At 40.0% G+C, this 26698-nt stretch carries 25 protein-coding genes, 1 tRNA gene and 1 pseudogene; 6 read left to right on the plus strand and 21 right to left on the minus strand.

All coding sequences use genetic code 11. The annotated features are described in order from the left end of the window. Nucleotides 1-99: 99 nt before the first annotated feature. The 3 genes from fdxA (at nucleotide 100) to HYG93_RS02170 (ending at nucleotide 2085) form a co-directional block, all read left to right on the plus strand. The gene (gene fdxA / locus HYG93_RS02160) at nucleotides 100-423 is read left to right on the plus strand and encodes a ferredoxin FdxA (RefSeq protein WP_106985455.1); all 324 of its coding nucleotides are present in this window, start codon (nucleotides 100-102) and stop codon (nucleotides 421-423) included. Between the two features lie 143 nt (nucleotides 424-566). Then, nucleotides 567-1286 (plus strand): D-Ala-D-Ala carboxypeptidase family metallohydrolase, encoded by a 720-nt coding sequence (locus HYG93_RS02165; protein WP_106985454.1) that lies wholly within the window; start codon nucleotides 567-569, stop codon nucleotides 1284-1286. Between the two features lie 133 nt (nucleotides 1287-1419). Next, on the plus strand, nucleotides 1420-2085 hold the full coding sequence (locus HYG93_RS02170; RefSeq protein ID WP_106985453.1) for an O-methyltransferase: 666 nt from the start codon (nucleotides 1420-1422) through the stop codon (nucleotides 2083-2085). A gap of 154 nt (nucleotides 2086-2239) precedes the next feature. Here HYG93_RS02170 and HYG93_RS02175 read toward each other — a convergent pair whose 3' ends face one another. The 13 genes from HYG93_RS02175 to cysS form a co-directional block, all read right to left on the minus strand. Beyond that, complete coding sequence (locus HYG93_RS02175; protein WP_106985452.1) at nucleotides 2240-3082, minus strand: universal stress protein; 843 nt, start codon at nucleotides 3080-3082, stop codon at nucleotides 2240-2242. Nucleotides 3083-3205: 123 nt separating this feature from the next. Beyond that, nucleotides 3206-3823 carry a DapH/DapD/GlmU-related protein gene (locus HYG93_RS02180; protein WP_120365340.1) on the minus strand — a complete coding sequence of 206 codons (618 nt, stop codon included), beginning with the start codon at nucleotides 3821-3823 and terminating at the stop codon, nucleotides 3206-3208. Then, on the minus strand, nucleotides 3816-4415 hold the full coding sequence (locus HYG93_RS02185; RefSeq protein ID WP_106985450.1) for a YigZ family protein: 600 nt from the start codon (nucleotides 4413-4415) through the stop codon (nucleotides 3816-3818). The genes HYG93_RS02180 and HYG93_RS02185 overlap by 8 nt, the downstream gene beginning before the upstream one ends. A gap of 115 nt (nucleotides 4416-4530) precedes the next feature. Further along, nucleotides 4531-5721 (minus strand): HlyD family type I secretion periplasmic adaptor subunit, encoded by a 1191-nt coding sequence (locus HYG93_RS02190; RefSeq protein WP_106985449.1) that lies wholly within the window; start codon nucleotides 5719-5721, stop codon nucleotides 4531-4533. Continuing rightward, nucleotides 5718-7856, minus strand: coding sequence for a type I secretion system permease/ATPase (locus HYG93_RS02195; RefSeq protein ID WP_178961741.1), 2139 nt, complete (start codon nucleotides 7854-7856; stop codon nucleotides 5718-5720). Before HYG93_RS02195 ends, HYG93_RS02190 begins: the two co-directional genes overlap by 4 nt. After that, on the minus strand, nucleotides 7853-9349 hold the full coding sequence (locus HYG93_RS02200) for a TolC family outer membrane protein (protein ID WP_120365339.1): 1497 nt from the start codon (nucleotides 9347-9349) through the stop codon (nucleotides 7853-7855). The genes HYG93_RS02195 and HYG93_RS02200 overlap by 4 nt, the downstream gene beginning before the upstream one ends. Before the next feature lie 184 nt (nucleotides 9350-9533). Continuing rightward, nucleotides 9534-10280: an LPS export ABC transporter ATP-binding protein gene (lptB, locus tag HYG93_RS02205; RefSeq protein ID WP_106985446.1), complete on the minus strand. Its 747-nt coding sequence runs from the start codon at nucleotides 10278-10280 to the stop codon at nucleotides 9534-9536. Continuing rightward, nucleotides 10280-10846, minus strand: coding sequence for a lipopolysaccharide transport periplasmic protein LptA (gene lptA / locus HYG93_RS02210; RefSeq protein WP_120365338.1), 567 nt, complete (start codon nucleotides 10844-10846; stop codon nucleotides 10280-10282). The genes lptB and lptA overlap by 1 nt, the downstream gene beginning before the upstream one ends. Beyond that, a complete protein-coding gene (lptC, locus tag HYG93_RS02215) occupies nucleotides 10830-11378 on the minus strand; it encodes an LPS export ABC transporter periplasmic protein LptC (RefSeq protein WP_106985444.1) in 549 nt (182 codons plus the stop codon). The genes lptA and lptC overlap by 17 nt, the downstream gene beginning before the upstream one ends. Nucleotides 11379-11418: 40 nt before the next feature. After that, nucleotides 11419-11958 (minus strand): HAD family hydrolase, encoded by a 540-nt coding sequence (locus tag HYG93_RS02220; RefSeq protein ID WP_120365337.1) that lies wholly within the window; start codon nucleotides 11956-11958, stop codon nucleotides 11419-11421. Between the two features lie 3 nt (nucleotides 11959-11961). Next, complete coding sequence (locus HYG93_RS02225; RefSeq protein ID WP_106985468.1) at nucleotides 11962-12939, minus strand: SIS domain-containing protein; 978 nt, start codon at nucleotides 12937-12939, stop codon at nucleotides 11962-11964. A gap of 213 nt (nucleotides 12940-13152) precedes the next feature. Further along, nucleotides 13153-13228 (minus strand) — tRNA-Gly (locus HYG93_RS02230). 65 nt (nucleotides 13229-13293) lie between these two features. Then, nucleotides 13294-14715: a cysteine--tRNA ligase gene (cysS, locus tag HYG93_RS02235; protein ID WP_106985442.1), complete on the minus strand. Its 1422-nt coding sequence runs from the start codon at nucleotides 14713-14715 to the stop codon at nucleotides 13294-13296. 428 nt (nucleotides 14716-15143) lie between these two features. On the opposite strand from cysS, the gene HYG93_RS02240 reads away from it, so the two are divergent. After that, nucleotides 15144-17258: a TonB-dependent siderophore receptor gene (locus HYG93_RS02240; protein WP_178961743.1), complete on the plus strand. Its 2115-nt coding sequence runs from the start codon at nucleotides 15144-15146 to the stop codon at nucleotides 17256-17258. 103 nt (nucleotides 17259-17361) lie between these two features. Here the strand turns inward: HYG93_RS02240 and HYG93_RS02245 are convergent, their stop codons facing one another. After that, the gene (locus HYG93_RS02245; RefSeq protein WP_228198897.1) at nucleotides 17362-17682 is read right to left on the minus strand and encodes a hypothetical protein; all 321 of its coding nucleotides are present in this window, start codon (nucleotides 17680-17682) and stop codon (nucleotides 17362-17364) included. 328 nt (nucleotides 17683-18010) lie between these two features. Here HYG93_RS02245 and HYG93_RS02250 point away from each other — a divergent pair, with 328 nt between their 5' ends. Beyond that, nucleotides 18011-18724 carry a glutamine amidotransferase gene (locus HYG93_RS02250; RefSeq protein ID WP_106985439.1) on the plus strand — a complete coding sequence of 238 codons (714 nt, stop codon included), beginning with the start codon at nucleotides 18011-18013 and terminating at the stop codon, nucleotides 18722-18724. 199 nt (nucleotides 18725-18923) lie between these two features. Then, a complete protein-coding gene (locus HYG93_RS02255; RefSeq protein ID WP_121594469.1) occupies nucleotides 18924-19550 on the plus strand; it encodes a LysE family transporter in 627 nt (208 codons plus the stop codon). A 92-nt stretch (nucleotides 19551-19642) separates the two neighbouring features. On the opposite strand, the pseudogene HYG93_RS02260 reads toward HYG93_RS02255, so the two are convergent. The 7 genes and pseudogenes from HYG93_RS02260 to HYG93_RS02290 form a co-directional block, all read right to left on the minus strand. Next, a pseudogene (locus tag HYG93_RS02260) lies at nucleotides 19643-19711 on the minus strand (polyisoprenoid-binding protein); the annotation flags it as partial. Nucleotides 19712-19860: 149 nt separating this feature from the next. Further along, complete coding sequence (locus tag HYG93_RS02265; protein ID WP_178961800.1) at nucleotides 19861-20376, minus strand: glycoside hydrolase family 108 protein; 516 nt, start codon at nucleotides 20374-20376, stop codon at nucleotides 19861-19863. Between the two features lie 248 nt (nucleotides 20377-20624). Next, on the minus strand, nucleotides 20625-20939 hold the full coding sequence (locus HYG93_RS02270; RefSeq protein WP_120366748.1) for a hypothetical protein: 315 nt from the start codon (nucleotides 20937-20939) through the stop codon (nucleotides 20625-20627). Nucleotides 20940-21315: 376 nt separating this feature from the next. Next, on the minus strand, nucleotides 21316-24123 hold the full coding sequence (locus HYG93_RS02275) for a hypothetical protein (protein ID WP_178961745.1): 2808 nt from the start codon (nucleotides 24121-24123) through the stop codon (nucleotides 21316-21318). 9 nt (nucleotides 24124-24132) lie between these two features. Then, entirely contained in the window at nucleotides 24133-25785 is a 1653-nt protein-coding gene (terL, locus tag HYG93_RS02280; protein WP_178961747.1) for a phage terminase large subunit, read from the minus strand. Nucleotides 25786-25787: 2 nt separating this feature from the next. Beyond that, the gene (locus HYG93_RS02285; RefSeq protein ID WP_120364173.1) at nucleotides 25788-26123 is read right to left on the minus strand and encodes a hypothetical protein; all 336 of its coding nucleotides are present in this window, start codon (nucleotides 26121-26123) and stop codon (nucleotides 25788-25790) included. Between the two features lie 123 nt (nucleotides 26124-26246). Next, nucleotides 26247-26696, minus strand: a complete 450-nt coding sequence (locus HYG93_RS02290) for a DNA-binding transcriptional regulator (protein WP_120366755.1) — start codon at nucleotides 26694-26696, stop codon at nucleotides 26247-26249. Nucleotides 26697-26698: the final 2 nt, after the last annotated feature.

The raw sequence follows: 26698 nt of genomic DNA on the forward strand, positions 1-26698 counted from the left end.
CATATAATAAATATCAATAAAAGGAATTGTTAGTTAGGGGTATTTTTGCCTAAAATACAGCATTAGTTATTAGAACCATATTTTTAGGTAGCTGTCGCCATGACCTTTGTTGTCACTGAAAACTGTATTAAATGTAAATATCAAGACTGCGTAGAAGTTTGCCCAGTAGACTGTTTCTATGAAGGTCCAAACTTCCTTGTAATTAATCCAGATGAATGCATTGACTGTGCACTATGCGAACCAGAGTGCCCTGCAAATGCTATTTTCTCTGAAGATGAGCTTCCAGAAGGTCAAGAAGTGTTCCTTGAGCTGAATACTGAACTTTCACAAAAATGGCCAAACATCACACAAATTGGTGATCAGCCAGCTGACCGTGAAGAGTGGAATGGTAAAACAGACAAATTACAATACTTAGAAAAGTAATCGTCCGTTACCAAGTCATAAAAAAGATCAGCCTCTGCTGATCTTTTTTATACCCAAAGCACACATTTGATTGCAATATTTTCCATTTTTTTCACTTAATTTGGATTAAAATAATAAGAGTTTATAAATAATTGTTTTCTATAATGAAGAATTTGATAAAGGGACTACTCGGTATTGTATTAGTCCCTATCGTTTTTGTTGGCTGTACATCTTCTCCTAAAAAAGGACAGATCATTACAGATCCATCAGGAAAACGTATTTTCATACCACAAGAGCGTGTTAGTTTTCAGCGCCCCATTCCTCCTAAAACTGTGCCCTATGCGTATAACAACTGGATTGCTGTTGCAGATCATTTACGTCGCGTGCGGGAATATGAAGTTTTTTTAGAAAAAAATGGCGTGGGAAATATTATTCCTAGCTTTGAATTAATGCGTACTGCGCGAGATTGGCAAAAATGTGGTCGAGAACAATACATGGTGCCCAGTCGTGAGCTTTGGGCCAATCAAATTCCAACGCTTCGTGTATTTAAATACTTAATCGCAGCCAACGTACTGACCGACTTTAGCGTGACCTCTGTATATCGTGACTTGCCTTTAAACCAATGTGCTGGTGGTGCAAGTTCTTCACGTCACCTTTATAACTCAGCCATCGATTTCCGTATTGGCCCAGAATATCCGCAGCCAGAAGATTATGCATATATTGAAAACTCCAAATTCAAATTATGCCAATTCTGGTCACAACATGGACAAAGCCTAAATATGGGATTAGGTTTATATGCATCTGGGCAAATTCATATTGATACCCAAGGTTATCGTACCTGGGGGCCTGATTTAAGTAGTCGTAGCTCTATGTGTAATTACTAATGCATGACAATGTGATGATATAGCCTCTTCGGAGGCTATTTTTTTGTGTATATACGCAGAGATCCGCTTCAAAAAATTGCGCTTCAGCGGGAAAGGTTTAAAATGTCTGCATCAAAAATGAGGTGCTCAAGTTATGCAACAAATGTGGACAGACATTGATACGTATATCGATTCACATTTAATTCCAGAAGATCCTATTCTGACTCAAACTCTAAAACACACAGAAGAACGTGGCTTCCCAGACCACCTTGCTGTTGCACCCAATCAAGGGATGCTATTGCAAATGCTCATTCAAATGAACAAATGCAAACGTGTTTTAGAGCTTGGAACATTTGCGGCTTATAGCACAATGTGGCTGGCGCGTGCCCTACCTGAAGATGGTTATATTCTGACGATTGAAGGTCGTGATACACATGCAGCCTTAGGCCAAGAAAATATTGATCGTGCCAATTTAGCTCAAACCATTGAGCTTAAATGTGGTCGTGCTGCAGATATTTTACGTTCTCTACCTGATGACACTGAAGCCTTTGATTTTATTTTTATCGATGCTGACAAACAAAGCTATCCTGAATATTTAGAACTGAGTTTGAAGCTTTCGCACTCAGGAACAATTATTGTATTAGACAATGTGATTCGTGCCGGTGAAATCTTAAATCCAGAAAATCATAAGCCTAGTATTGAAGGTATTCGCGACATGTTCCGCGCAATGCAAAACCATCCACGTTTATTATCAAGCACTGCTTTGCAAACAATTGGTAGCAAAGGCCATGACGGTTTTGCAATTGCAATTGTAAAATAACACAATTGTACAAAAAACAAACTTTTGTTTTTATTTATTTAAAAACATTAGCTTACAAATATTAGTCACAAAGTTATCCACAGTAAGTGAGGATAACTTTGGCTATTATTTACACCAAAAATTCAATAAATCACTCAATTCAATTAAATCAAGTTTACTTTACCACTAGCAAAGGAACTGTTGAGTTACGGAAAATTGTCGTCGTAATACTTCCCAAAAAGAATTGATGAATTTTACTGTGACTAAAGGCGCCTAATACAATCAGTTGAATCGCATGTTCTTGCTGATAAGACAAAATATTTTCAGCTACATCACCATAGCGATACTCAGTGACCACATCCAGTCCCGAATTTTGCAGATACTGCAAAGGTTCATTTAAAATTTCAGGATGATCGCCAACGTAGAGTAAATGGCATTGCAATAAACGCAGTAAATCACTTTGTGCAATACGCTTCATGAGATCTACACAAGTAGGTGAATATTCGTAGGCAAAAATAAACCGTGTCGGTGGTTTAAAGCTAGCGCCCACGGTCATGACTGTGCATTTGGCACCACGGATGAAGTTTTCAACATTGCTCCCCATTGGCTTATTGCGTTCCGCAGAGCGCTCACCTACTCGACCAATGACAACAATATCGTCACTTCGGAGTTCCTTAAAGCTTTGTTCTAAAAAATCACCCTTGAGCTGAATATGTGCAGGTTGTAGGTCATGTTTTTCATGAATGAGTTCTGAAATGTGCTTAAGCAAGTTATTGCTATAATCTTGTGCCAATTCGCTTTGTTTTTGTTCTAGCTCTGCCAGCTCTTTAAGGAGCATTGCATTACTTTCAAAACCTATCACGCCACTGATTTCACCCAAGTGATAACTGGCTGGATAGTAGTCCAGTACTTGCAGTAACACCAGTTCACGCTGGGTTTGTTTGGCAATCCAAACGGCAGCTTCAGCCAATGCATTTATACACGGCGAAGAATCTATACAAGCAATAACACGCTTCATCATTAGCCTCTCTTGCTTCTTTTGGGCTATCTGTTGTTGTTATTTTTAAAGTATCACAAGTTTTTAAGACTGTGCAGGCTTTTGTGTATGATTTTCCTAGCTTGCACCCGCCTTTTTTCATGCTTAATCCCGAAAACGTATAAATTTCGCAGGATTTCCTCCCACGATCGTACGAGCTTCTACATCTTTGGTCACCATGCTATTCATACCAATCACGGCTTGTTCATGTATGGTCACGCCATCTTTTATGCCCACATGCGCCCCAAGCCATACATCACGCCCTATTTCAATACCCTGCGAACGAACAGCTTGCTGATAAATAGGTTGCTCTAAATCCATACCATGGTCAAACGCATATAGATGGCTATAAGCAGCTATACGAACTTGGTCATGTAATTTAATCCCTGCTCGACCGCCATCTAAAATGCAATGGTGGTTAATGGCAACTTCATTCCCAATATCCAATGGGCCATGCAAGGTACAGTCCGCTGCAATAAAGGTATTATCACCAATAATAATTTTACGGCCAGGTTCAGCAAAAATATGTGCCAACGGTGAAATAAAACAGTTTTTGCCAATTTCTACTGTTTCCATCTCCATCAGATAAGCTTGGTATTCTTGCTGCCATTGCTCTGCCCATACGCGGTTTTTCGGTTTTAAGTTCCAGTACAACCAAGACATATAATTTAAACGATGCTTATGCTGTTCACGATATTTCAGTAAAGGATCTTGCTCAGTCATTTTGTATGTCTTCAATCACTTTTAATTGCTCACGGCCTCGACTTACATCTTGAATTTTTAAAGTCAGTGGCTCAATTTGATGGACTTGCAACAGCGCAATGACGCTTACACCAGTTGCAGTATATTCTTCAGTATATTCAATTTGTTGCTGATTCAATTCGTATTGAAAAATTGCCCATTCATTAAACTGACAGCTGAAACTTACTTTTTTCTTTTCAATTAATTCAATTTTTTCTGCCAGTAGTAAGCACTGCCCAGCACAACCGCCATAAGCACGCACCAAGCCACCTGTGCCTAATTTGATGCCTCCATACCAACGATTGACTAAAACCAAAATATTGGTCAGCTCATTGCCTTCAATCGTCGCTAAAATTGGACGTCCTGCTGTACCCGAAGGTTCACCATCATCATTAAATCGTACATGATGACCAATTTTCCATGCCCAGCATTGATGTGTTGTACTCACATCTTTGTTTAATTCTAAAAAATCTTTAACGTCCTGTTCATTTTCAACAGGCACAGCAATCGCTTGAAAGCGACTTTTTTTTATGTCTTCTTCAAAGCTGACCTGACTGGCAATGGTAAATGGCATAACGTCTACAAAGTAAAATCCAAACGCCTAATTATAACGTGTTTTTATTTTTGGCAGAGATGAAAAAGCCCCCGCATGCGGAGGCTGTATAAAAACAAAGCTAACTTAGTTTGGATTAACGTTCACGCAATGCTTCACGTGCCTTGTTAAACGGTTTAACCAAATAATCCAATACTGTTTTTTGGCCTGTACGAATATCTACAGTCGCCACCATACCTGGTGTAATTGCAAAGCTTTTGCCAGCTTTATTCACTAATTTATCACTGTCTGTACGAATATAAACACGGTAATAGAACTGATCTTGTTTCACTTCATCACGCAGTGTATCTGGTGAAATAACAGTTACCTTACCTTTTAGTCCACCAAAAATTGAATAATCATAAGCGGTGATTTTTACCAAGGCTTCTTGACCCGGATGAATAAATGCAATGTCTCGTGGTGAAATACGCGCTTCAACCAAGAGTTGCTCATCCAACGGTACAATAGTCATCAGCTTGCCATTTTGTGGTACAACACCACCCAAGGTCATCACATCAATTTCTTTCACTACACCGCGTACAGGCGACTTAAAGGTGGTGCGACTTAAAGTATCAGACTTACCACGTACCACTTGTTGTTGTGTTTCCACATCAGTATTGGCTTTAGACAACTCTTCACGCGATTTCACATAATATTGATTTCGCACGTCATTCATTTGGTTGCGTAATTCATTGGCACGACTTTTTAAACGAATCACTTCCACTTCACTGGCTGCACCTTTAGCAACAAGTGGTGCTGTCATTGCTAATTCTTCTTCAATTAATAGTAAAGACTGCTTTAAACCCGCCAGTGATTGTTCAAGGTTGTCACGACGGCTTTGGTAAAGCGCGGTTTCTTCACGTACTAATTTTGGATCACGCTGTACTTCAGGTGGAAAGCTTAAAGGCGTACCATTTACTTCCGCACGTAAACGCGCCGAGGTTGCACGTGAAGCTATCAATAAAGACTCTGACTCGCCTACATTGGACTCTAAACGGGTTGGGTCTAACTGTGCAAGAACCTGACCTTGCTCCACAATTTGGCCTTCGCGCACATTCATTTTGGTAATAATACCGCCTTCTAAAGACTGAATAACTTGTTCTTTTGAAGATGGAATAATTTTACCTGTGCCCGTTGACACTTCTTCCAACTTAAACAACCACGCCCAAACCAATATCACCAATAAACCAATACAGATAATCCAAATAATCAGACTGGCTTTAGGTAATGGTGGCTCTTGATACGAAACTTTGTTTGAGCGCTGTATTTCTTGATTATTTTCACTCATGTGCTTGCTCCCGTACCGCGGTTTTGCGCACCACCAGATTGGTTAAGGATTTGGTCACGTGGACCATCCATCACAATTTTTCCGTCATTGACCACAATAATTCGATCAACCAACTCCAACACAGCACGACGATGCGTTGCCACAATCATCGTTCTATTGCGTAGGTACAGCTTCAAATGATTGATCAACTGCTTTTCAGAGACATCATCAATTGCTGCTGTTGGTTCATCTAATAACAAAATATTGGGTTGACGAATTAATAACCGCGCAAGGAGTAAAGCTTGACGCTGACCGCCAGAGAAACCAACGCCACCTTCCAAAATAACGTGGTCGAGACCTTCTTTTTTCTCTTGAACGAATGCCAATGCACCTGTGAGTTGTAATGCTTGCATCACTTGCTCATCGGTTGCCAACGGCGCGCCTAAAGTTAAATTTTCACGTATAGAACCATAAAATAATTGTGAGTTTTGATTCAATAAACCCATATCACGACGCACGTCAGATGGATCAATTAGGCCCAAATCAATACCATCAAGTTTGACCTTGCCTTGAATTGGCGTTTGCATACCAGATAGCAATTGCAATAGGGTTGATTTACCCGCGCCGTTACGGCCTAAGATTGCAATTTTTTCACCTGGTTTAATTTCAAGTTTTGGAATGACCAAGCTAGGACGTGGGTCATCTTCACCATATTTGAAAACTACACCATTCAGCTCATAGTTCCCCTGAATCACTGGACGATGTACCAAATGTGAATAGTCAGGTTGATCGACTGAACGTTTCATCAGTTCATCTAAGCCCGTTTTTGCAACTTTGGCTTGTTGTAGGCGACCCAATACACCTGTGAGCTGTGAAATAGGTGCCAACATACGTGAAGATAAAATTGAACAAGCAACCAATGCACCTGTGGTCATCTCACCTTTCATTACCGCAAAACATCCCACCAAAACCACAATTGCAAAGGCCAAACCTTGTACTTTTTGTGTCCATGCACTCATCAGACCAACGATTTTACGTTGTTCCATACTGACACTGGCAGACACTTCATTCATGTGATTCCATTGGTTTTGGAAGCGTGATTCTGCACGCAAAAGCTTAATATCTTCAATACCTTGTACAGCTTCTACCAGCATCGCATTACGAATAGCGGATTCACGCATACCCATTTGTGCCAAACGCGCCAATGGTTTTTGTGCAAAAATGCCTGGCAAAATCATTAAAGGTACAATGGCTACCATCACCCAAAATAGGTTACCACCTATGAGCCAGAAAATCCCCAAGAACAGGAAGAAGAATGGCAAGTCTGCAATGGCTGTAACTGTAGTTGAAGTCACCAGTTCACGTACACCTTCAAGCTCACGAATTTGTGAAATGAAAGTACCTGTAGATTTTGAGCGTTCATTATTCTTAATACGTAATGCATGACCAAATACACGGTCGGAAATACGTAAGTCGGAACGCTTACCAATAATGTCTGATAAGTGAATACGTGCAACACGTAAGGCAAACTCAAAGATAGCTGCAATGAGTACACCACCTGCCAAGACCCATAGCGTTGGAATAGATTGCGATGGCACTACACGGTCATACACATTCATGGAGAACACGACCGTAGCAAGCGCTAAAATATTTGCCATTAAAGATGCAAACATAATATCGATATAGCGCTTCCAGTCTGTTAGTACAATTGACCAAAACCAGTTCTTTTCAAATGGCTTAATGTACTCATCGACACGCATGTCTGGCACAGAGGATTCAGGGCGCAAAATATAAATATTTCGCACACCATGACTTAAACGCTCAATTGGAAAAACTTGAGATAAGCCTTCATCTCCACTGAGTTGCACACTAGCATTACCGTCCACATCTATGCGTTCGATAATCCCCACTTCACCACTGTTAAAATCAATCAGCAACGGCAAGCGCCACGGATTTAAAAAACTACTATCAAATTTATTTTTACGTACATTGAGGCCGATTTGCTTCGCCATAACACCGAGCATTTCATCTACATTGGCGTGCTGGTTCCAATCCAATTGTAAACGGATACGCTCTTCTGATGGTTCTATGCGGTAGTGCTTAGCGATGTTTAACACCGCTTGAAGCCACGGCTGATAATTTATTGTATTACTCATGGCTGGACTTCAAACCCCTGAATAGTCGTATTATTTAAATCGTAAGTCGCACGCGTACGCCCTGTCACTTGTATGTATTGCACAAGTGCTGCATAAACATCGTACTGAGAAGAAACGATTTCTTGAGCTGCGCTATGAATGGCCTGTTCTGCGTTTAATAGATCAACGACAGTTCGAGTGCCTAGCTTATATTGTTCTTGATAAAGTTCTTTGGTACGCACTGTAGTCTCACGACGCTGTACCAAAATAGACATTTGACGCTTTTTGTTTTCAATTTGTTCACGGATTAAACGAACTTGATCCAATACGTCCAAATAAGATGTATTGACCTGTGCACGTGCTGCTTCCTCAGCATAACTCGCTGCACGAGTTTGTGCTGCAATCGCTCCACCTTGATAAAAATTACTGCTTGCTTCAAGCATGATGGAATTATAAAAACCATCATCCTTGTTGTTATTTGGGTTACGGCCATTTACAGCTTGGCTTAAACTGCCACGCACATTAATGGTTGGATAAGCGCTCAATTTGGCTTGTTGCTTTTGAAGTTTAGCGACCTCTACCCCAGATTGCGCCAACATCATATTTGGAATTTGAGTGAAATCTGGATCTTGGTACAATTCTGCTTTGCGCACCAATTCATCTGGAATATCCCACTCAACATTGGATACATCAAAACCTAGTAAGGTTCTAAGGCGTTGCTGGTACTGTTTTAACTGGGTTTCTTGTACCACTAAATTAGATTCAGCTGCTTCTAAATTGGACTGTGCTTGAATCGGATCGGCTTGACTACTAATCCCAGCTTTTGCACGTAGATTTGCAATTTCTGCAATACGCCCAATGCCTTTAATCTGTTGTCGAGCAATGTTGGTGATTTCTTGATAGCGTTTTGCATTAACAATTGCACTAGCAACATCATAAGAAATTTCATCTAAACTGACCAATACTCGTGCTTGCTGCTGCAACATCTTGGCTTCTTCAATATTTACGCCACTTTTAACCTTACCAAAATCGTAAAGCATTTGTGACGCACTCAATGAAACGACCTGACCACCGCGCTCAGCTTTGGTTAAATCGGCTGTTTGCAAGCCACCCGAAAGTTGAGGATAGTATTTAGATTTTGCTAAATCGATATTTGACGCCTGCTCTGCTACAGACGAAATAGATTGAGTGATTTCTGGGCGTCGCTGTACAGCAATGTGTACCGCTTCTTTAAAACTTAATCGACGTGGCGCAATATTTCCATATTGTGTTAATGGTGCATTGTCTGCACGCCCAATCACTGGAAGTTCAGCTACACGAGATGTATCAAGTGGAAATTTACTGAGCTCAGTAATGTCTATTTTATCGGCTGAACGAGTCGGCTTTGGTGAAAAAATCTGACTAATTCCGTCTTTAAAAGAGTGTAAATAATCTTTGCTTGTCGACTCTGCATGTACCATAGATATAGAGAATGGTAAAAGCAAAATAACAAAGCTCCCTCTTTTAGTTATCATATTTTATGATGCCCCCAATCCTTTCTACTTTTATTAACGCTCTTTTGAACAATTCTATTTTTTAATCAAGTGTATACTGTATCAGCAAATATTTTTATCTTTTTACTGATTATTCTTATTATTCTAATAATTTAAAAACCCCAAAACAATGACATAAGTCACATTTTTGAGGTTTTTTATGTATCTAAACGGTAAAGTCATCTCCAAGATAAACTTTACGAACAATTTCATTCTCTAGAATTTCAGTTGGCGAGCCTTCAGCAATCACTGCACCTTCACTCACAATGTAAGCATGCTCGCAAATTGCTAAGGTTTCACGCACATTATGATCCGTGATTAGTACACCAATTCCACGGTCTTTTAAGGTCCGAATAATGTCTTTAATATCACCTACCGAAATAGGATCGACACCAGCAAATGGTTCATCTAATAGCATGAACTTTGGATCAGCTGCTAAAGCACGTGCAATTTCAGCACGACGACGCTCACCACCCGACACACTCATACCTAAAGAATCTTTAATATGCGTGATTTTGAAATCCGCCAAAAGCTCTTGTAAACGTTGCTGACGTTGTTGTTTATTCAGGTCTTTACGCGTTTCCAAAATCGCCATAATATTTTCAGAAATTGTCAATTTTCTAAAAATAGAAGCTTCTTGCGGTAAGTAACCAATTCCTTTACGAGCACGCTCATGCATGGCTAGATCAGACAGGTCTAAATCATCTAAATGAATTTCACCTTTGTCCATTCTTACTAGCCCGACCACCATGTAAAAGCTAGTGGTTTTACCTGCACCATTTGGCCCAAGCAGGCCAACAATTTGACCACTTTGCATATTGAAAGAAACGTCTTTTACCACCCAACGTTTGCTATAGTTTTTTGCTAAATGCTTAATGCATAAAGTCTGTACCTTATGAGCAGATTGATCCATTAATCACTTGCTCCTGGGAATGATTTAGCGCTTGATGGTGGAATCACAATTTTCACACGACCACCTTCAGAACCCGTTTTATTTGGGGTACCTTCGGCAACAATATCACCTTTGTTCATGCTGTATTTGAGGTTAGTACCACGAATAGATGCACCTTCTTGCTCTAATAAAGCATTACCAGACAAGGTAATAATACCTGTTTCGGCATTATAAATAATTTTTTGCGCTTGCCCTTTTGCTGGACCTTTTGCTGGATCAGTCTTTTGCTGGAAATGTGCTGGGCTACCTGTAGCTGTAATAGTGCTAATTTTGCGACCGCTATTGAGGTTAGCTACAATCGAGTTAGCCTGTAACTTCATTGTACCTTGCTCAATAATCACATTTCCTGAATAGGTGGTTACACCTGTTTTTTCATTAAACGTTGCACGGTCAGCAACCAATGAAATTGGCTGATTACGGTCTGAAGGTAAAGCAAATGCGCCCACAGAAACGACAGCCAATGAACCTAATAACGCAACTCGCTTTAAGAATGCTGTTGATAATTTTGATTTAAGATTTAGGTTCATACTTTCCTCGAATATTAAAAAATTCGTACTGCCCATCATTTAGATTTGCTTTAAGTCCATTACTAACGAACTCAGCCTGTGGTGATTGCACCAAAACTTGTTTATTGGTTTCAATTTCACGGGTTTTAGGAAATGCCGTCAACTCATCAGTTGTAAATTGCATTTGCCCTTCAGCCATCAATTTTGTTGCCTTTACTTGATCTTTTAGCACAACTTTTTCATTGTCATTATAGCCATTGGCTGTTTTTGCAAAAAAAGTCGCGTCAACTTGACCATTGGTATAAGTAGAAGCATTTAAATTCGACAATTGTGCGGTTTTCTGTTGTACGTTTTGTTCAAGTCGATCGACTTGAGCACGGACATATAGCTTGCCGTTCTCATCGGTTTGTGTCAGATGAATATTATCCGCAGAATAATTCATACTGCGTGAAGATTCAGCCTGAAGTTTATTGCCTTTACCACTGTAGTAGTAATAACCACCGCTTACAGCTGCAATTGCAATAGCAGTCACATATAAAAATTTTGTATCCATAAGCGGGGCATTTATCCACATTTAATGAATGTTTAGTTTATTAATTCGGGGCACTGGCATATTTTTCAAGTAGTTCTTGATAAACCCCTTTGGCTACCAACAACATATCGCAAATTTCACGTACTGCGCCACGACCGCCTGTTGCTTGTGTAACTAAATCAGCACGGCGACGAACTTCAACATGGCCATTCGGCACAGTGACTTTCATTCCAGCGATTGCAAAAGCAGACAAATCCGGCCAATCATCACCCATATACAAGCATTCTTGCGGGTCAAGGTTGAGCTTGGCACACGCTTCACGCAGTGCTACGCCTTTATCTTCACGGCCTTGGTACACCAAGTCCACACCCAAATCAGACATGCGCTTTTCAACGATATTGCTTTTACGGCCTGTAATAATAATGACTTTGATTCCAGCTTGCTGAACCAATTTCATGCCCAATCCGTCACGAATATCAAATGATTTCAGCTCATCACCTGTATTGGTGAGTGTTACAAAACCATCACTTAGAATTCCGTCTACATCTAGCACCAACGCACTTACATGACGCGCTTGCTCTAATAACACATAAGATGCCATTAATTAATTTACCCCAGCTTGAATCAAATCATGCATACCAATGACACCAATGACTTTATTTTCGTCATCTACAACAACAAATTGGTTAATTTTCTTCACATTCATTTGCTCAAGTGCTTCTACAGCACGCGCTTCTTTTGAAATCGTTGAAGGATGCTGAATCATAACCTCGGATACAGGTAAATTCACATCAAAACCTTGTTGTTTATCAATTAAACGACGCAAGTCACCATCTGTAAAAATACCCAACAACTTATCATTGGCATCAACAATTGTGGTTAAGCCTAAACGCTTATTTGAAATTTCATACAACACCTTATTCATTGGTGTTTCTGGTAATACTTTTGGTAACTCATCACCTGTATGCATTAAATGCTTTACATGTAACAACAAGCGCTTACCCAAAGCACCTGCAGGATGAGATCGTGCAAAATCATCTGAAGTGAAGCCACGTGCTTCAAGTAAGGCAACTGCTAAAGCATCACCCAATGCCAAAGTGGCAGTCGTGCTTGATGTCGGTGCTAAACCAAGTGGACATGCTTCTTGAATATCACCCAAAGTTAAAGCGACATCAGCATTTTGTGGCATTGGGCCACGGTCATGGCCTGAAATAGTAATAAGTGGTACGCCCACATGCTTAATCAATGGCATCAGCATCATAATTTCATCACTCTTGCCTGAGTATGAAATTGCAATGAGCACATCGCCTTTCACCAACATGCCTAAATCGCCATGACCCGCTTCACCAGGATGCATAAAAAATGAAGGTGTGCCTGTAGAGGCAAAAGTCGCAGCCATTTTACGGCCAATATGGCCTGACTTACCCATACCACTAATGACTAATCGGCCTTTACACTGCAAAATGATTTCACAGGCTTTGCTAAAGCGATCATCTATTTCATTCGCCAATACTTCTAGTGCATGGCGCTCGATGCTCAGTGTTTCTAGAGCTGTTTTCTGGAAATCAATTTGATTTGGCATATTTTGTGGATTCAAAGTCGGTTTACCTTTTTCACTCATTCCCAATAATCAGGTCTGAGTTGTTGTCATAAACTAAGAATAATTTTGGCTATTTTAGCATATCTCATGAAATTGAACGTTTCTAAATGTTCAACTTTTAAGACTTCACACCTTGTTTTAACAATTTGACGCAAAAAAAAACCTTAGTCCGTAAGACTAAGGTTTTTTAAATTTTGGAGCGGGAAACGAGACTCGAACTCGCGACCCCAACCTTGGCAAGGTTGTGCTCTACCAACTGAGCTATTCCCGCAATATGGGAACGAATTATAGAGATTTTTTCATTACTGTCAACACTCTTTTCATTCGTTTGCCGAATTAATCAGCACGACGCCATACTGTACCTTGGCGTGTATCTTCCAATACAACCCCTTGATCTAGCAAAGATTGACGAATTTCATCTGCACGCGCAAATTCTTTTGCCTTTTTCGCATCAACACGTTGTTGAATTAAATCTGCAATTTGCTCTTCAGACAAACCTAATGCTTCTTGGCCAATATCAGACTTTAAAAACTCATCTACATTGTACTGTACTAGCCCCAACACATTAGTCAAATGACGTAAAGTTGCATAGTAGATTTCTGCTTGAGATGCATTTTCTTCTTTTACAGCAGTATTCAAGGCTTTGTTAATTTCAAACAATACCGCAATCGCTTCTGCTGTATTAAAGTCATCACGCATGGCAGCATTAAAACGCTCCACCAGTGCTTCATCTAAAGTTTCAACCAGTTTATCGCCATACAGCGCTTGATATGCTTTAAATGAATGGTAGAAACGTGTCAGCGTAGTTTTGGCTTCTTTAAGTGCAAAGTCTGAGAAATTCACAGGACTACGGTAGTGTGAAGACACAATAAAGTAGCGAATAACTTCAGGATGGAACTTATCCATCACATCACGAATAGTGAAGAAGTTACCCAATGACTTCGACATTTTCTCGCCATCGACATTAATAAAACCTACATGCATCCAGTAGTTTACATACTGTTCACCTGTAGATGCTTCTGATTGTGCAATTTCATTTTCATGATGTGGGAAAGTTAGGTCAGAACCGCCACCATGAATGTCAAAATGGTTACCTAAGCAGCAAGTCGACATTGCCGAACATTCAATATGCCAACCCGGACGACCATTGCCCCAAGGTGATGCCCAAGAAGGTTCATTTTCTTTGGCATGTTTCCAAAGTACAAAGTCAAACGGATGCTTTTTCTCAACTTCTACATCAACACGCTCAGATGCACCCGCTTGCATATCTTCAAGCTTACGACCAGATAAACGACCATATTTGGCAAATTTTTCAACTTCAAAATATACATCGCCATTTGCAGATGGATACGCTGTACCTTTATCAACCAAATTACCAATCATATTTTGCATTTGGTCAATGTAATCTGTCGCACGTGGTGCTTCATCTGGGTGTAAACAGCCTAGGTTTTCTGCATCTTCATTCATTGCTTGAATAAAGCGATCAGTTAGCGCCGTAATACTTTCGCCATTTTCATTGGCACGCTTAATAATTTTGTCGTCAATATCGGTAATGTTACGTACGTATTTTACATTCCATCCCTGACTGCGCAAAAAGCGAATAATATAGTCAAATGCAACCATCACCCGAGCGTGACCGATATGACAATAGTCGTATACAGTCATGCCGCATACATACATATCGATGTGACCTTCTTTACGAGGTACAAATTCAACTTTTTTACGTTGCTCTGAGTTATATAGAACAAAAGGTTGCATAGCTTTTCAAAATGCTTCTACGAAATGATGGCTCATCTTAACCTAAGCACTATTTTTCATAAAGTTTTCACAGAAAAAATAGTGACTAATTCTGCGAACTTTTTTTGGTTCGTTGTATATACCTTATAAATCAGCAACGGTTTAGCAAGATGTAAAATTGAATACTTATATCTCCACCCTAAATTTCAGCTTCAATTCAGCCATGCTGTGAATCCATTACTAAACCCTTTACGGCGCCAATGCATTTGAGCTAAAGACCATAAATCGAAATACGTGTTCAGTATTTTTAGACTTCATATCCTTAAGATTTGTATGGATTTTATGAGTGAATTTTTTTATGCATTCTGTCGCCTAAAATTCAATTTCCTCCATTTTTCTCCACAGTTTTCAGCTACTCTTACGCAAAATTACATTTGGTATATCCAATAATGAAATGCATGCCAACATCATTTAAATACAGTGCGCTCAGCTGCGCACTTTTTGCAGTCTCTCCAGCACTTTGGGCTACAGAAACGATGCCAACGCCTGCACCGCCTACTCCTGTGCAAACGCTGTCCACCATGACCTTTCAAGTAGCAAAAGCACCAGCTGTGGTCAAAGACCCAGATATTAGTGCTGTTGCAAAAACAGTGATTAGCCGTGAAGAAATGGAAAAGTTTGGCGACCAAAGTGTGAATGATGCCTTGCGTCGTGCTGCAGGTTTCCAACTGCCAAGCCCAGGTCAAGGCCCACGGGGTGGTAATGGCAGTATGCGTTTCCGTGGTGGCGGTGCACCTGTATTTTTAATTAATGGTGAGCCTGTACAAGGTGGCCCACGTGGCGGTATGTCTGTGGTCGACAGCATCACACCCGACATGATTGACCGCATTGAAATTGTGAAACAGCCAAGCGTAGCTCAAGCCTCTGTTGCTAGCTCTGCAGTGATTAATATTATTTTAAAACAGCCATTAAATGACACCCGTATCAGTGGCTCTGTTCGTGCGGGATATGGTTTAGCCAAGGCAAAAGGCAAAGAAGAAGAAGAACGTAAAAATATTGGCATTCAAATGGATGGCCGTACAGATCCTTGGATGTATAGCTTATCTGCAAATAGTTCATGGAATGACACAACCTCTGTAAGCAAAACAACCAATGCAACAGGTACAACCACAACGCAAACACGCACGACCAACCGTAGCTCACAAATGCTTGCACCGCGTGGCGAATACCAAATTGATGATCAACAGAAACTGGTTGCTGAATTGTTCTATCGTAACAATGAAAGCGAAGGTAATGCTCAAGACCAAATTCAAAATGATAAAAACGACAGTATTCGTTTAAACACCCGCTATGAACGCAAAGATAAAGGTGATTCAGACAAAATCCGCCTATCTATAGAACAGCAAAATGAGACTGAGTCGACGCGCTCAAGCAAACGCCAAAGCTACATAGATGAGCAAATCAATGAATATGGTTTGGCTTATGATGGTGTACGTAAATTTAATGAAACCAAGCAAATTAAATTTGGTACGGACCTTCGAAGCAGTGAGCTTGACAGCAATATTGCACAAACCCTAGACGAACAGCGCTACGCACTTTATGCAGAAGGTAGTTGGAAGTTTACGGATCGCCAAACCCTTACTTTAGGCGCACGCCAAGAATGGATTAATCGTTCTGGCTTAGTAAGTTACAGCGACCAAAACCTTAGCCCCGTACTTGCACATCGCTTTGACTTCACGGAGCAATGGTCTTTACAAACCAATTTAAGCCAAGCTTTCCGTAGCCCAAGAGCTGAGCAATTAATGCCGACTGTTTCTGTCTCTACTGATGCTGATGCTGGCTCATTAAATAATCCTGACCAAGGTGGTAACCCACTCTTACGTCCAGAAAAAATCAGTGCTTACGAAACCACCCTGGGTTACAACACGCCCGCAGGTGGTGTGAATTTAACGGCCTACTATCGTCAAATTAGTGACTATATTGAAAATAGTATTCGTAGTGAAAATGCGCAAGGCGGTGTATGTACAACAGCAAATGATCCTAGTTGCCGTTTTGTACAACGCCCAACCAACCAAAACAATGCAACCACATACGGCGTTGAACTTGCAGGTCGTTACGCGCTTAAACAAACTGATAATGGGCATTCATTCATGTTAAATGCACAATTATCAACTGTTCGTGCCGAAATTGAAGAGGAAAATGGTGCCAAACGCTTAGCCAGTGATGTTGCGCCCTATACGGCAAGTACAGGTGTTTCGTATAACTATCAACCTTGGCGAGTTTCTAGTAGCTTAAACCTCAACTACACACCTGAGTACACACGCCTACTGAATAACAGCAGTAATGCAGAAAACTACAACCGTACCCGTAATGAACGGGTCAAGGTAGACTTAAGCTTTACTAAGCGTTTTGATAACAACTGGTCAGCTTCATTAAATGCACGTAATATCTTTAGCACAGATTATAAAGAACGCTTAGTGAAAGTAAGTGACGGTAGCTTATATCAAGCACGTTTAAATGAATCTATTCCAAGCTATATGCTAACTGTAGAGAAAAAATTCTAATCCTTATCATATTTAAACCTATAAAAAAACCGGCATTTGATATGCCGGTTTTTTTATAGGATAGGACAATAGTTGAAAATATATAGTGATAAATAAAAATCAGTTAAGGATCAATTTTAATATGCTTGAGTAAAGATGCAATGCGTGCTGTATGTGCTTTATTACCACGCTTTTCCATAACAACTGTTTCTAAACGCCACAAATATTCAAAAATTTCTGATTCACTCACCTCAGACTTTATGAGCATAAAAATTTTAGGTAAGAATTCGTCGTATTCATCACGCATAGCAGGTCGTGATCCAATACCAAGCGGATCCCAATCCTTTAATAAAATTTTATGAATCGCATGCAACAAGCTCGCATCGCGATTCTGCTCAACCTCTCTTCGCATACTATTTTCTCTAGGTTTTATTATACTATTCATATATTTATTAATTCACCTTAAGTCAATCTTAAGATATGAAATTATGCGTTCATATTAACAGTTGCAATTTTAATTCCAATTCGCTTGTTTGACATCAAAAGTATACTTTTTCGCCACTTCATGTATTTAAAATACATATACACTTGTGCTTAATTTTTAATATTTGTAAAACCCTATAAAAATTGTGCCATTTTTCAAGTCAGTGCAACTCCTTCACGACATAATGCATTCGTCATACATAAAATCACACATACATAGATGCTTACACTTTTTATTTTTAGCCGAGCACGTTACATTATTCACCTCTCCTATTCATGTAGATAACACCATGAGTAACGTATTTTCAGACACTATTTATGCCATCCAACACCTTGCCTTTGAAGACCTCGGTAGTTTTGAAGACGTCTGCTATCAATTGGGTTATCGCGTACGTTATTTTGAAGCAGGTGTAGATGACCTACGTAAAGCACTAGAACATGAAGGCCTAACCATTATTTTAGGTGGTCCTATTGGTGTATACGAAACTGAGAATTATCCTTTCTTACAACAAGAAATAGACTTACTCAAAGTTCGTTTGGAAAAAAATCTACCTACTTTAGGGATTTGTTTAGGTGCTCAGTTAATTGCACATGCTTTGGGTGCAAAAGTATATGCGGGACATAGCAAAGAAATCGGCTGGTCTACACTCTCCATCCATCCTACTGAAAATAATCTCTTAGCACCCTTAGCCCATCAGCCCGTATTACATTGGCATGGTGATACGTTTGACTTACCCCCACAGGCAACTTTGCTTGCAAGTTCTGAACTTTACCCAAACCAAGCCTTTGCAGTTGGCTCACAAATTTTAGCATTACAGTTTCATTTGGAAGTACTCAGTAACAGCTTAGAAAAATGGCTGATTGGTCATACTGCCGAATTAACTCAGGCCAAAATCAATATTCCTGCACTACGCCAAGAGAATATTGCTCACGCGCCACAGTTAGAAGTTATTGCAAGTCGTATATTTAGCCAATGGCTTCAAGCACTCAATCCGAATACTTAATCGCTCTAATTCAGATATCACGCTTCAACTTAGTCTTGTTTTAAATTTAGTCTTGTCTTCACCTTTTATAGGTGGAGCAAGAATATGATGCTCGACTTCTAAAATTGCAACTTCAGCATAACGCAATTCAACAAATACTTTATTTTTCTTCTTAAAGCGCCTATAACTTCAACAACCTTAAATCATAAGACGAACAACCATGACTGCGCTCATTAGTATTGCCCTTATTCATCTATTTGCATTAATGAGTCCTGGGCCTGATTTTTTCTTTGTCACGCAAAGTGCTATTCGTCAATCACGATCACATGCTCTTTGTGCTGCGCTCGGTATTGCTTTAAGTATTCTGGTTTGGTCCATTTGCGCGGTGAGTGGTTTACATTATTTATTTCAAAAAATAGGCTGGCTTCAACAAGTGCTCATGGTCTGCGGGGGAATTTATCTCTGTTACTTAGGCTATCAATTATTAAAGTCAGCATTTAAACCAGCAACAACCACATCTACACAACACACCCCAACAAATACCCTAAAATCACGTAAAAAACTGCTTCTACAAGGCTTTTTAACCAACATGGCCAATCCCAAAGCTTTGGTGTACTTTAGCAGTGTATTTGCCCTTGCAATTAATACTGACGCCACACTACTTCAACAAAGCTCTGTACTGGCATTAATCTTTTTTGAAAGCTTATTGTGGTTTGCATTAGTTGCAGTCTTGTTTTCTACATCTAAAATTAATCATTACTATCAAAAAATAAGTCAGAAAATTGATGGCATTACTGGCGGAATATTTATTAGCTTTGGTTGCATGCTTATTTTAAATCGTGATTAAGCTAAACATCCCCTAAATCAATAAAAAAAGCACCTCTATAATGAGGTGCTTTTTAATGCTCAGACGCTGTAATGAGGCATTTACATCAAGCTTTATTTTGCAGCAGGTACAGAAGCTTCAGTTGTAATGTTTACAGTAATTTTGTCACCTACATTTGGTAGATTAATTTTAATATTAAAAACCAATAACATATATTCTATTGGTGCATTTTTGGTGTTTTATTATTTTTATCCACAATTTAAAAAAGCAGAAAACCGACTTATTATTTCTAATTAGTCGGTTGAATTACTTGCATTAAAATAACATAAACTTAGTTATCCTGCGCAGCATATTTCAAATTATCCGCTACACGATTCGTCCAACCTTTGCCGTACGTTGGCCACGTTGAAAGTGATGTGTAGAACTTTAAGCGCTCAGCTGTCAATGAAAGTAAGACATCATTCAAATCCAAAGCATTCACTGCTTCAATTGTTTTGGGGCCAATAACTCCATCAGCAGTCACACCTGCAACTTGCTGTAGTTCAATGATTGCCCGTTTTTTGCCAGCATTAATCGCAAAGTCCCAGAGTTGAAAAGTTACAGCAGAATGCAGGCCATGGCCGCCGAGTTTATCCCACCAATCTTTTTTATAGATCTCTTTTGCTTGGGCAAATGTGATGTTTTTAATATCCAAATTGGGATAAGTATTGGCTGCTAAGCCAAACTTCGTACCTTTCAATGTGCCGATCCCAACCTTGCCACCTGTCCAGTTGCCCGGATCTCGCTTATCGTTGCTGTACCCACCTTCATGTCCAATTAAACGGCGGAATGCCTCTTCAAAAGTAATTGAATCAGCAGGCATACTGGCAAAGCCTAATAGTGTTGGCTCAGGATGCAATTCAGGCTGGTATTTCTTTTTGCCGAAATAGCTCAAAATCGGCAATACTACTGATAACAGTATTGCGTGGTATTCAGCTGGGATCACTTGCGTATCCATACCTTGCTGTAAAACAGTAGGTAGTAAACCTAAAATAAAAGCACCCCATAAAGGCCACTTCACTGATAAATATTTCAATGGATCATCTGATGTAAATTTCATTTGTTGCCCTCTCTATGGCTCTGAATTACAGCTACGTCTTGTTTGAGTTGGTTAATTGAATTAATCGTCCATGCACCACCTGTTAGCGCTACGCTCAAAACAAACCCCATCCCCCAACGCAACATTGAAATAGCGCCTTGGTTAATGTGATTTTGCTGCTCAAGCGCTTCAATCTTTTCTCGTTGCTGATCAAGTGCAGCGTGATAACCTTTATTAATCGCGTTGGTTTCAATCAGCTGTTCTGAAACTTTCTGTAGCTTTTCAGCTACTTCGTTTAATTTTTTCCACAATGCAGTACTTGGTTCATTCACTGCTTACCCCTGATTTCTTGACATTAAAAAAGCCCTAGGCTTATTAGGCGCTAGGGCTTGTGGTGTTTTGTCGGGTTATACTTCGGTTTAAACCTTAAAATTATTAAAGATAAGCTTTTAAATCCTCCGGTACATTCACTCCGTCTGCAATATTTACGGCACGTAACACACGTGATACTTGTGACCCATTATCAATAATTAGCCCTGATATACACTTCAGGTCTAACCCCGATATAAGTTTTTCTTATAGTAGCACTTTTAGGGGGGGTAATAGAAAAGCCCCGAAGGGCTTTAATTTACATCTAAACTCAAATAAATTAGGAACAAATAGAACTGATCTATGAAGTTCATTTATTCCCCCTTAATAATTGGTGCACTAATATACTGACTTCCAAGTGTACAAATTGTCAGCACTTTTTGCACAGACTTGATCAATATCCGCAACACCTGCTCCACCTAATTTTTGCAATCGCATTCCTCGATAAGATTCGCTTGGTGTTGGAGTATTTAAGCGAGGGTCATTAATTAACTTGCTCGTATTATAATCAAGAAAATCAGCATAAATGCCACCGCAGTCACGATATTTGCTTACAGCGCTACTTGACACGTACTGCCCAAGATCAACACTTTGACCTTCCTTACCACCAAAAAAAGCAAATCCGCGAACTTTACCCTGCCACGACTGCAATGCATCTTCAGACACAACAAACCCACTAAAATCGCCAAAAACAGTCTCGGTGCAACCCAATAATTGCCTACGTTGGATATTTTTGATCAATCCATTTGCGTCAATAAAGCATACGGACTCATCTCGCACAAGTCTTGATCCAGTCAATGTTAAGTTACCCTTCACAAGAACCTGTAACCCGTCACGAATATCAGCAACATCAAACGCATCGAGCCCCATACCTTTAAAAACTGCTGAAAAGTCTGTCCCGCCGACATTTATAGTTGTTTGTACGTAAGGCGCATCTGTAGCACCTGTTTTGATTAAATAGATTATAAATTTTCCATCTTTTGATTTAATCAATCGCGGTGCTGAATATGAGCTTGACTTGTACTCAAATTCAAAAGCATAAGACAACATAGAGCCAATTTTTACACTACCGACAATTTCAACAGACTCAGATGGATTAATTTGAAGACCTTGATTCTGAATAATTACAGGTTGATCTTTAGTGTATGTTATGCTGCCATCTACTACAGATGAGTTGCGATTTGACACAACAGGGGAACTTAAGCTTGATGGAGTGATTGCTCCAACAGGCGGTTTATTTGTGCATGCATTTGAAACTGTTACATCAAACTCATCAAAAGAGCTTTCGCTGTCAATTTTGTAGGGATACTCAAGAGCGTAGTATCCATCACCCAATCGACCACCTTTATAGTTTGTAATACGTGCTCTAATACGCTGTCTAGCTCCAGATCGAACATCGAGACCAATACTAACACGAGATGAAACATTAGAGCCACCCACCGGTGAGTAACCATTACAATCAATAAGTGCATCGTATGCACAGTCATCACCGCCGATAATCATACCGTTGCAAAAGTTGTCTTGCGACTCTACCGCAATCAAATCGCACCGATTTGCAATGCTGTATGTTCCTGCTGAATCTACATTTTTAACACCATTCCAGATTGTTTTTACACCGATGAATTTATTATTAGCACCGACATTATATAAACCGCATAATCCGTTCCGTTCTGCATAAAATGAGTAAAATAAGTTATCAGTAGAGCTATTATAAAAACCGTGCCCGTCATTATAAACAGAGTGAAAATCACTCCACATGATTGCATAATTTCCGTATGTTCCTGTCCCGATGTGGATGCCATTGTCTTTACAGTTTGATACAGAGAAATTTGACGATGTGTTATAGCGATACGGAGCACCCCCAGTTGCCGACTTATCAGTAATTTTACTAGCTGTTATGTTTCCGCTTTGTGCATGATCTAAAAATATCCCTTTACCTGTCGCACCATTTTGTTTATTTCCATCGAATGAAATATCTCGCCAACCGAAAAATGCAATGTTTGCATCAGCATAGACCACAGGTGTTGTAGAGTTTGCTACAGCTTTGATAATTGTAGTATTAATTCCCTTGCCATGAAATCTAACACGCGGTTTTGCCACTAAGTTTGCGTAATAAATTCCTGAATCAAACTCTAACACATTACCATTTTCTGGCACTGGTAAATTTGAAATAAAGTCAATTGCATTGTTGATTTTGGTTGTACTGTTTTCTGTAGAATCAGGTTTCACATCAAACCATTTAATTTGATAAGAACCATCAAATGACCGTTTCCACCTGCGATTTTTAGCATCGACGATCACAGTGCCGTTATTGTCCGCTGTTGTAGTGTCGCTGGACAGTAAAAAATGGCCCGCGATTCCGCCTTTTGCAACATAACAAACAATACCGCCGCCTTTGTACGATCTAAGATCAGAAAAATCATAGAAATCAATAGTTCCATTGCTGATTTTCCAATCTGTCATATCCACATTCGGATTATTCACATTACCATCAATGGTACTTTTTACGATGTCGCCATTAGCTAGAACGACACGTTCATTCAACTGATACCCGCCAACGCGAGAATGCCACTTAGAACCGCCATTGTAGTTGACTTGTTGCTGTGTTTCCCTACTTGCGTCAACAACAAATAAGGCATCCCATCCTTTATCTACTGCAATCTGAGCCAGTCGCTCCATCAAATAATTGTAGTATTCATCAAGCTGATCCAGAGCTACACCCTGCTTGCGAATCTCTTCCATGAGATAGGCTTTTAGCTCATCATCTCGATCATCCACATAGTTTTTCAGTGCATTAATACGATTACTTAAAATCCAGTCAGCTACCCCTAACTCCTGAAGCTTTAACCAGATCCAGTCAAAGTCTTTATTTACTGCAGGTGGACGGAATGAGTTGTTATAGGATTGATAATCTGTATTTCGGCTAAACGGTGTATTACGCTGAATCGTAATAATTTTCCCATTCGCTGGTGCTGTCTCAAATACTACAGCCCCATTTACTAAAGACCATGTGCCTACAGTGGGCTCTATATCATCAACCAGTACAATTAAATGCTCTTTCTTCTCACAATAAAATTCCAATGCAAAGCTTGTGGTAGTGCCATTCGCAGTATATTCAGTATATGGCGTTTGCTCTGATACAGCCATGAGTTCACCCTAATGCTCAAAATCCAAGGCAGCTTCAACAACACCACCGTCTGATCTCCAATTAGGCGACTCATTGACCTCGTTTTGTCTGTGTATTTTCCCGACACGTTCAGGTGAATCTGTAACTGCTCCTGCAAGTGAATCTAAATCATCATCAGGTTGCTCAGTAACTGCAGGATTAAACATACGCATGTTCTTGTACTGTCTAGAGCTATTCTCACCTTCTTCTGGTGTATCAATGACAGACGTATGCACCCATAATAGACCTGACACTAATGGACCTTCTAGTGCCTCTAGAATGCGTTTATTTTTAGCGCCTGTGCTATGAATCTCTTTTACACCGCAACGTATACGGCGAGCTTTTAGTGCACCTTTTAATGCTGCTGGTGCAAAGTTACCTATACCATTAGTTTCAATGGTGATGCTTGTAACATAGAAGTCTTTAATCAGATCGCATAGCTGCCAAACTTGACCGCCGATGATATTGCCGTGTGCATCGTGTGTGACTACATCACCAGTGAGTGCTACAGATCTATGCCAGTACTTCACCCCAAAATCATCGTGCAACACCAAAGCAACAGAGGAAATATCTGATTTCAATTTACCGCTGGATGGATCCCACCGCATTGTAATACCTACAATTTGGCGCTCACCAAGTAACATTATGTGCTGACCATTAGCACGTTTTAATACTGGCTCTATTTCATAAGGAATCATCTTGTCAGGATCAAGACGGACATTACCTACAGGTTTGGCATGCAGCTGGTATTGCGAGTCCCATTCATTGATTGTTCGGCATTCACGGCGACGTTCTTCCATGATTTGCGGAGTGAATCGCTCAGGCCACAATGCTTCACTGTAAACATCAATAAGATAGTGTGACTCATCAAAAGTAATAAGATAAATATTGCCTTTTTGCTCAACACAGTAATCAGTACCTTCTTTTAAAAGTTTGGAATTAGTACCAATTCCGCTAAAAATATAGACTGGCTTGTAGTCTGTAATTGCCTCTATGACTTGTTCAAAACGCTTCTCTTTTTCAAACATTTTTAGAATAAGGCACTTAGCGCCGAGCTTTTGAATTCGCGTGTACAAGGAGTCGTGTGTATGCGGCGTACCGACAAAAAGCTTTTGCCCTCCTGGTATTAAAATATGTGTTTGTTCAGATAGGCGGTACAGCAACTTTTCACGTGCCTCCGGTGTACCAATGTTACTCGGAACTTCTACGTCATCATTTTGGATTTCATTAGCACGTGCACCAGTCACGTTTGATAGGATGCCTCGTGCATGAATAGAACCATGCCGCACATCAGTAGAACCTGACACCCACCACTTCTGTGTTTCACCGCGCGCCTTTTTAATATTAAATATTTGGCAGAGTGGATGACGTTCTAATACTTGCTCAGTACCTCGACTAACCTTATAAGCATCAGGATCTGTCGCTCCTTGATGCAAGATTAAATGATCAGGACTGCAATACAACTTCCATGCGTTATAAACGTCTAGAATTGTAGATTTCCCATGACCACGCGGCATCATTAAAAGGCCAAGCGCGCCGTAGTCCTCTAGAAAATCACAGACGTCTAAATGAAAATCAGGCACTACCCAATTCATGACCTCGGCATAAACTAGGTAGAACGCAGCAAAGCTGACTTTAATCACAATCAACTCGGGCGTTGTTTACGCTCTTCTAATTTCTTGGCCACACTTTCAAGAAGCTGTGCTGCCTGTTGCTCAGGCGTGATAGAACGCTCATCTGTATTGCCACGTGTAAGTTCATCATCATTCAGAATGCGCTTTAGTTTCTCCATACATGACAATGCTTCTTTAGCTCCCTTATAGAGCCAAACCTTATCCCCGCGCCCTTCTTTTTCGAATATATCTTTGCCGTAAGCTTCCGTGATCAAATCAACAGTATCTGTTCCCGCCATTTCTAAACAGAGTTTTAATTTCTCTTTGGTTTCAGGTTTTAAGTGACCTGGTTTCTTTTCAATCGTCATAAAAAAAGCCCTCGCATATAATCCATATATACAAGGGCTTAAATAGCGGTTTGTTGGGTGTGTTCAATCAAACTTCAATACAATAAAAAAGCCACACTAAGTGGCTTTTTTTATTTGAACCCTTTATGCAACCAATTGCTCTGACCAACCACCTTGTTTTTGATGTGAAAAACTAGCTTTAGTCTCGCTTTTTTGGCGATCAAGATGGGCTATTTTATCTAGCATGTTTCTGATATCACTACCTTTTTCAACACTGCCTTTATATAAAACCCTTAACAAGCGATCGCTCGGTTTAGGAATTTTAGACCGATGTGTTTCCCAAGCCCTAATACTTGACTCTGAAACACCTAAAATTTCAGCTAACCCGCTTTGTGATAGGTTCATTTCTTTTCGCAAAAAGCGAACTTCAGCACCTGATAAACGAGGCTTGTGAGTAACTAAGTTAAGTCCAATCACACGATGCAAGCCTTCTACATCTACAAAAGAAACAACTTTTCCATACGCTGTATCTTTTTCGATGTAACCATTCTCCAACCAAACATCGCGTAAACCGCTTTCGGTGTAATGGTACATAA

It is taken from the genome of Acinetobacter sp. SwsAc6 (assembly GCF_013391565.1).
GTDB classification, from domain to species: domain Bacteria; phylum Pseudomonadota; class Gammaproteobacteria; order Pseudomonadales; family Moraxellaceae; genus Acinetobacter; species Acinetobacter cumulans.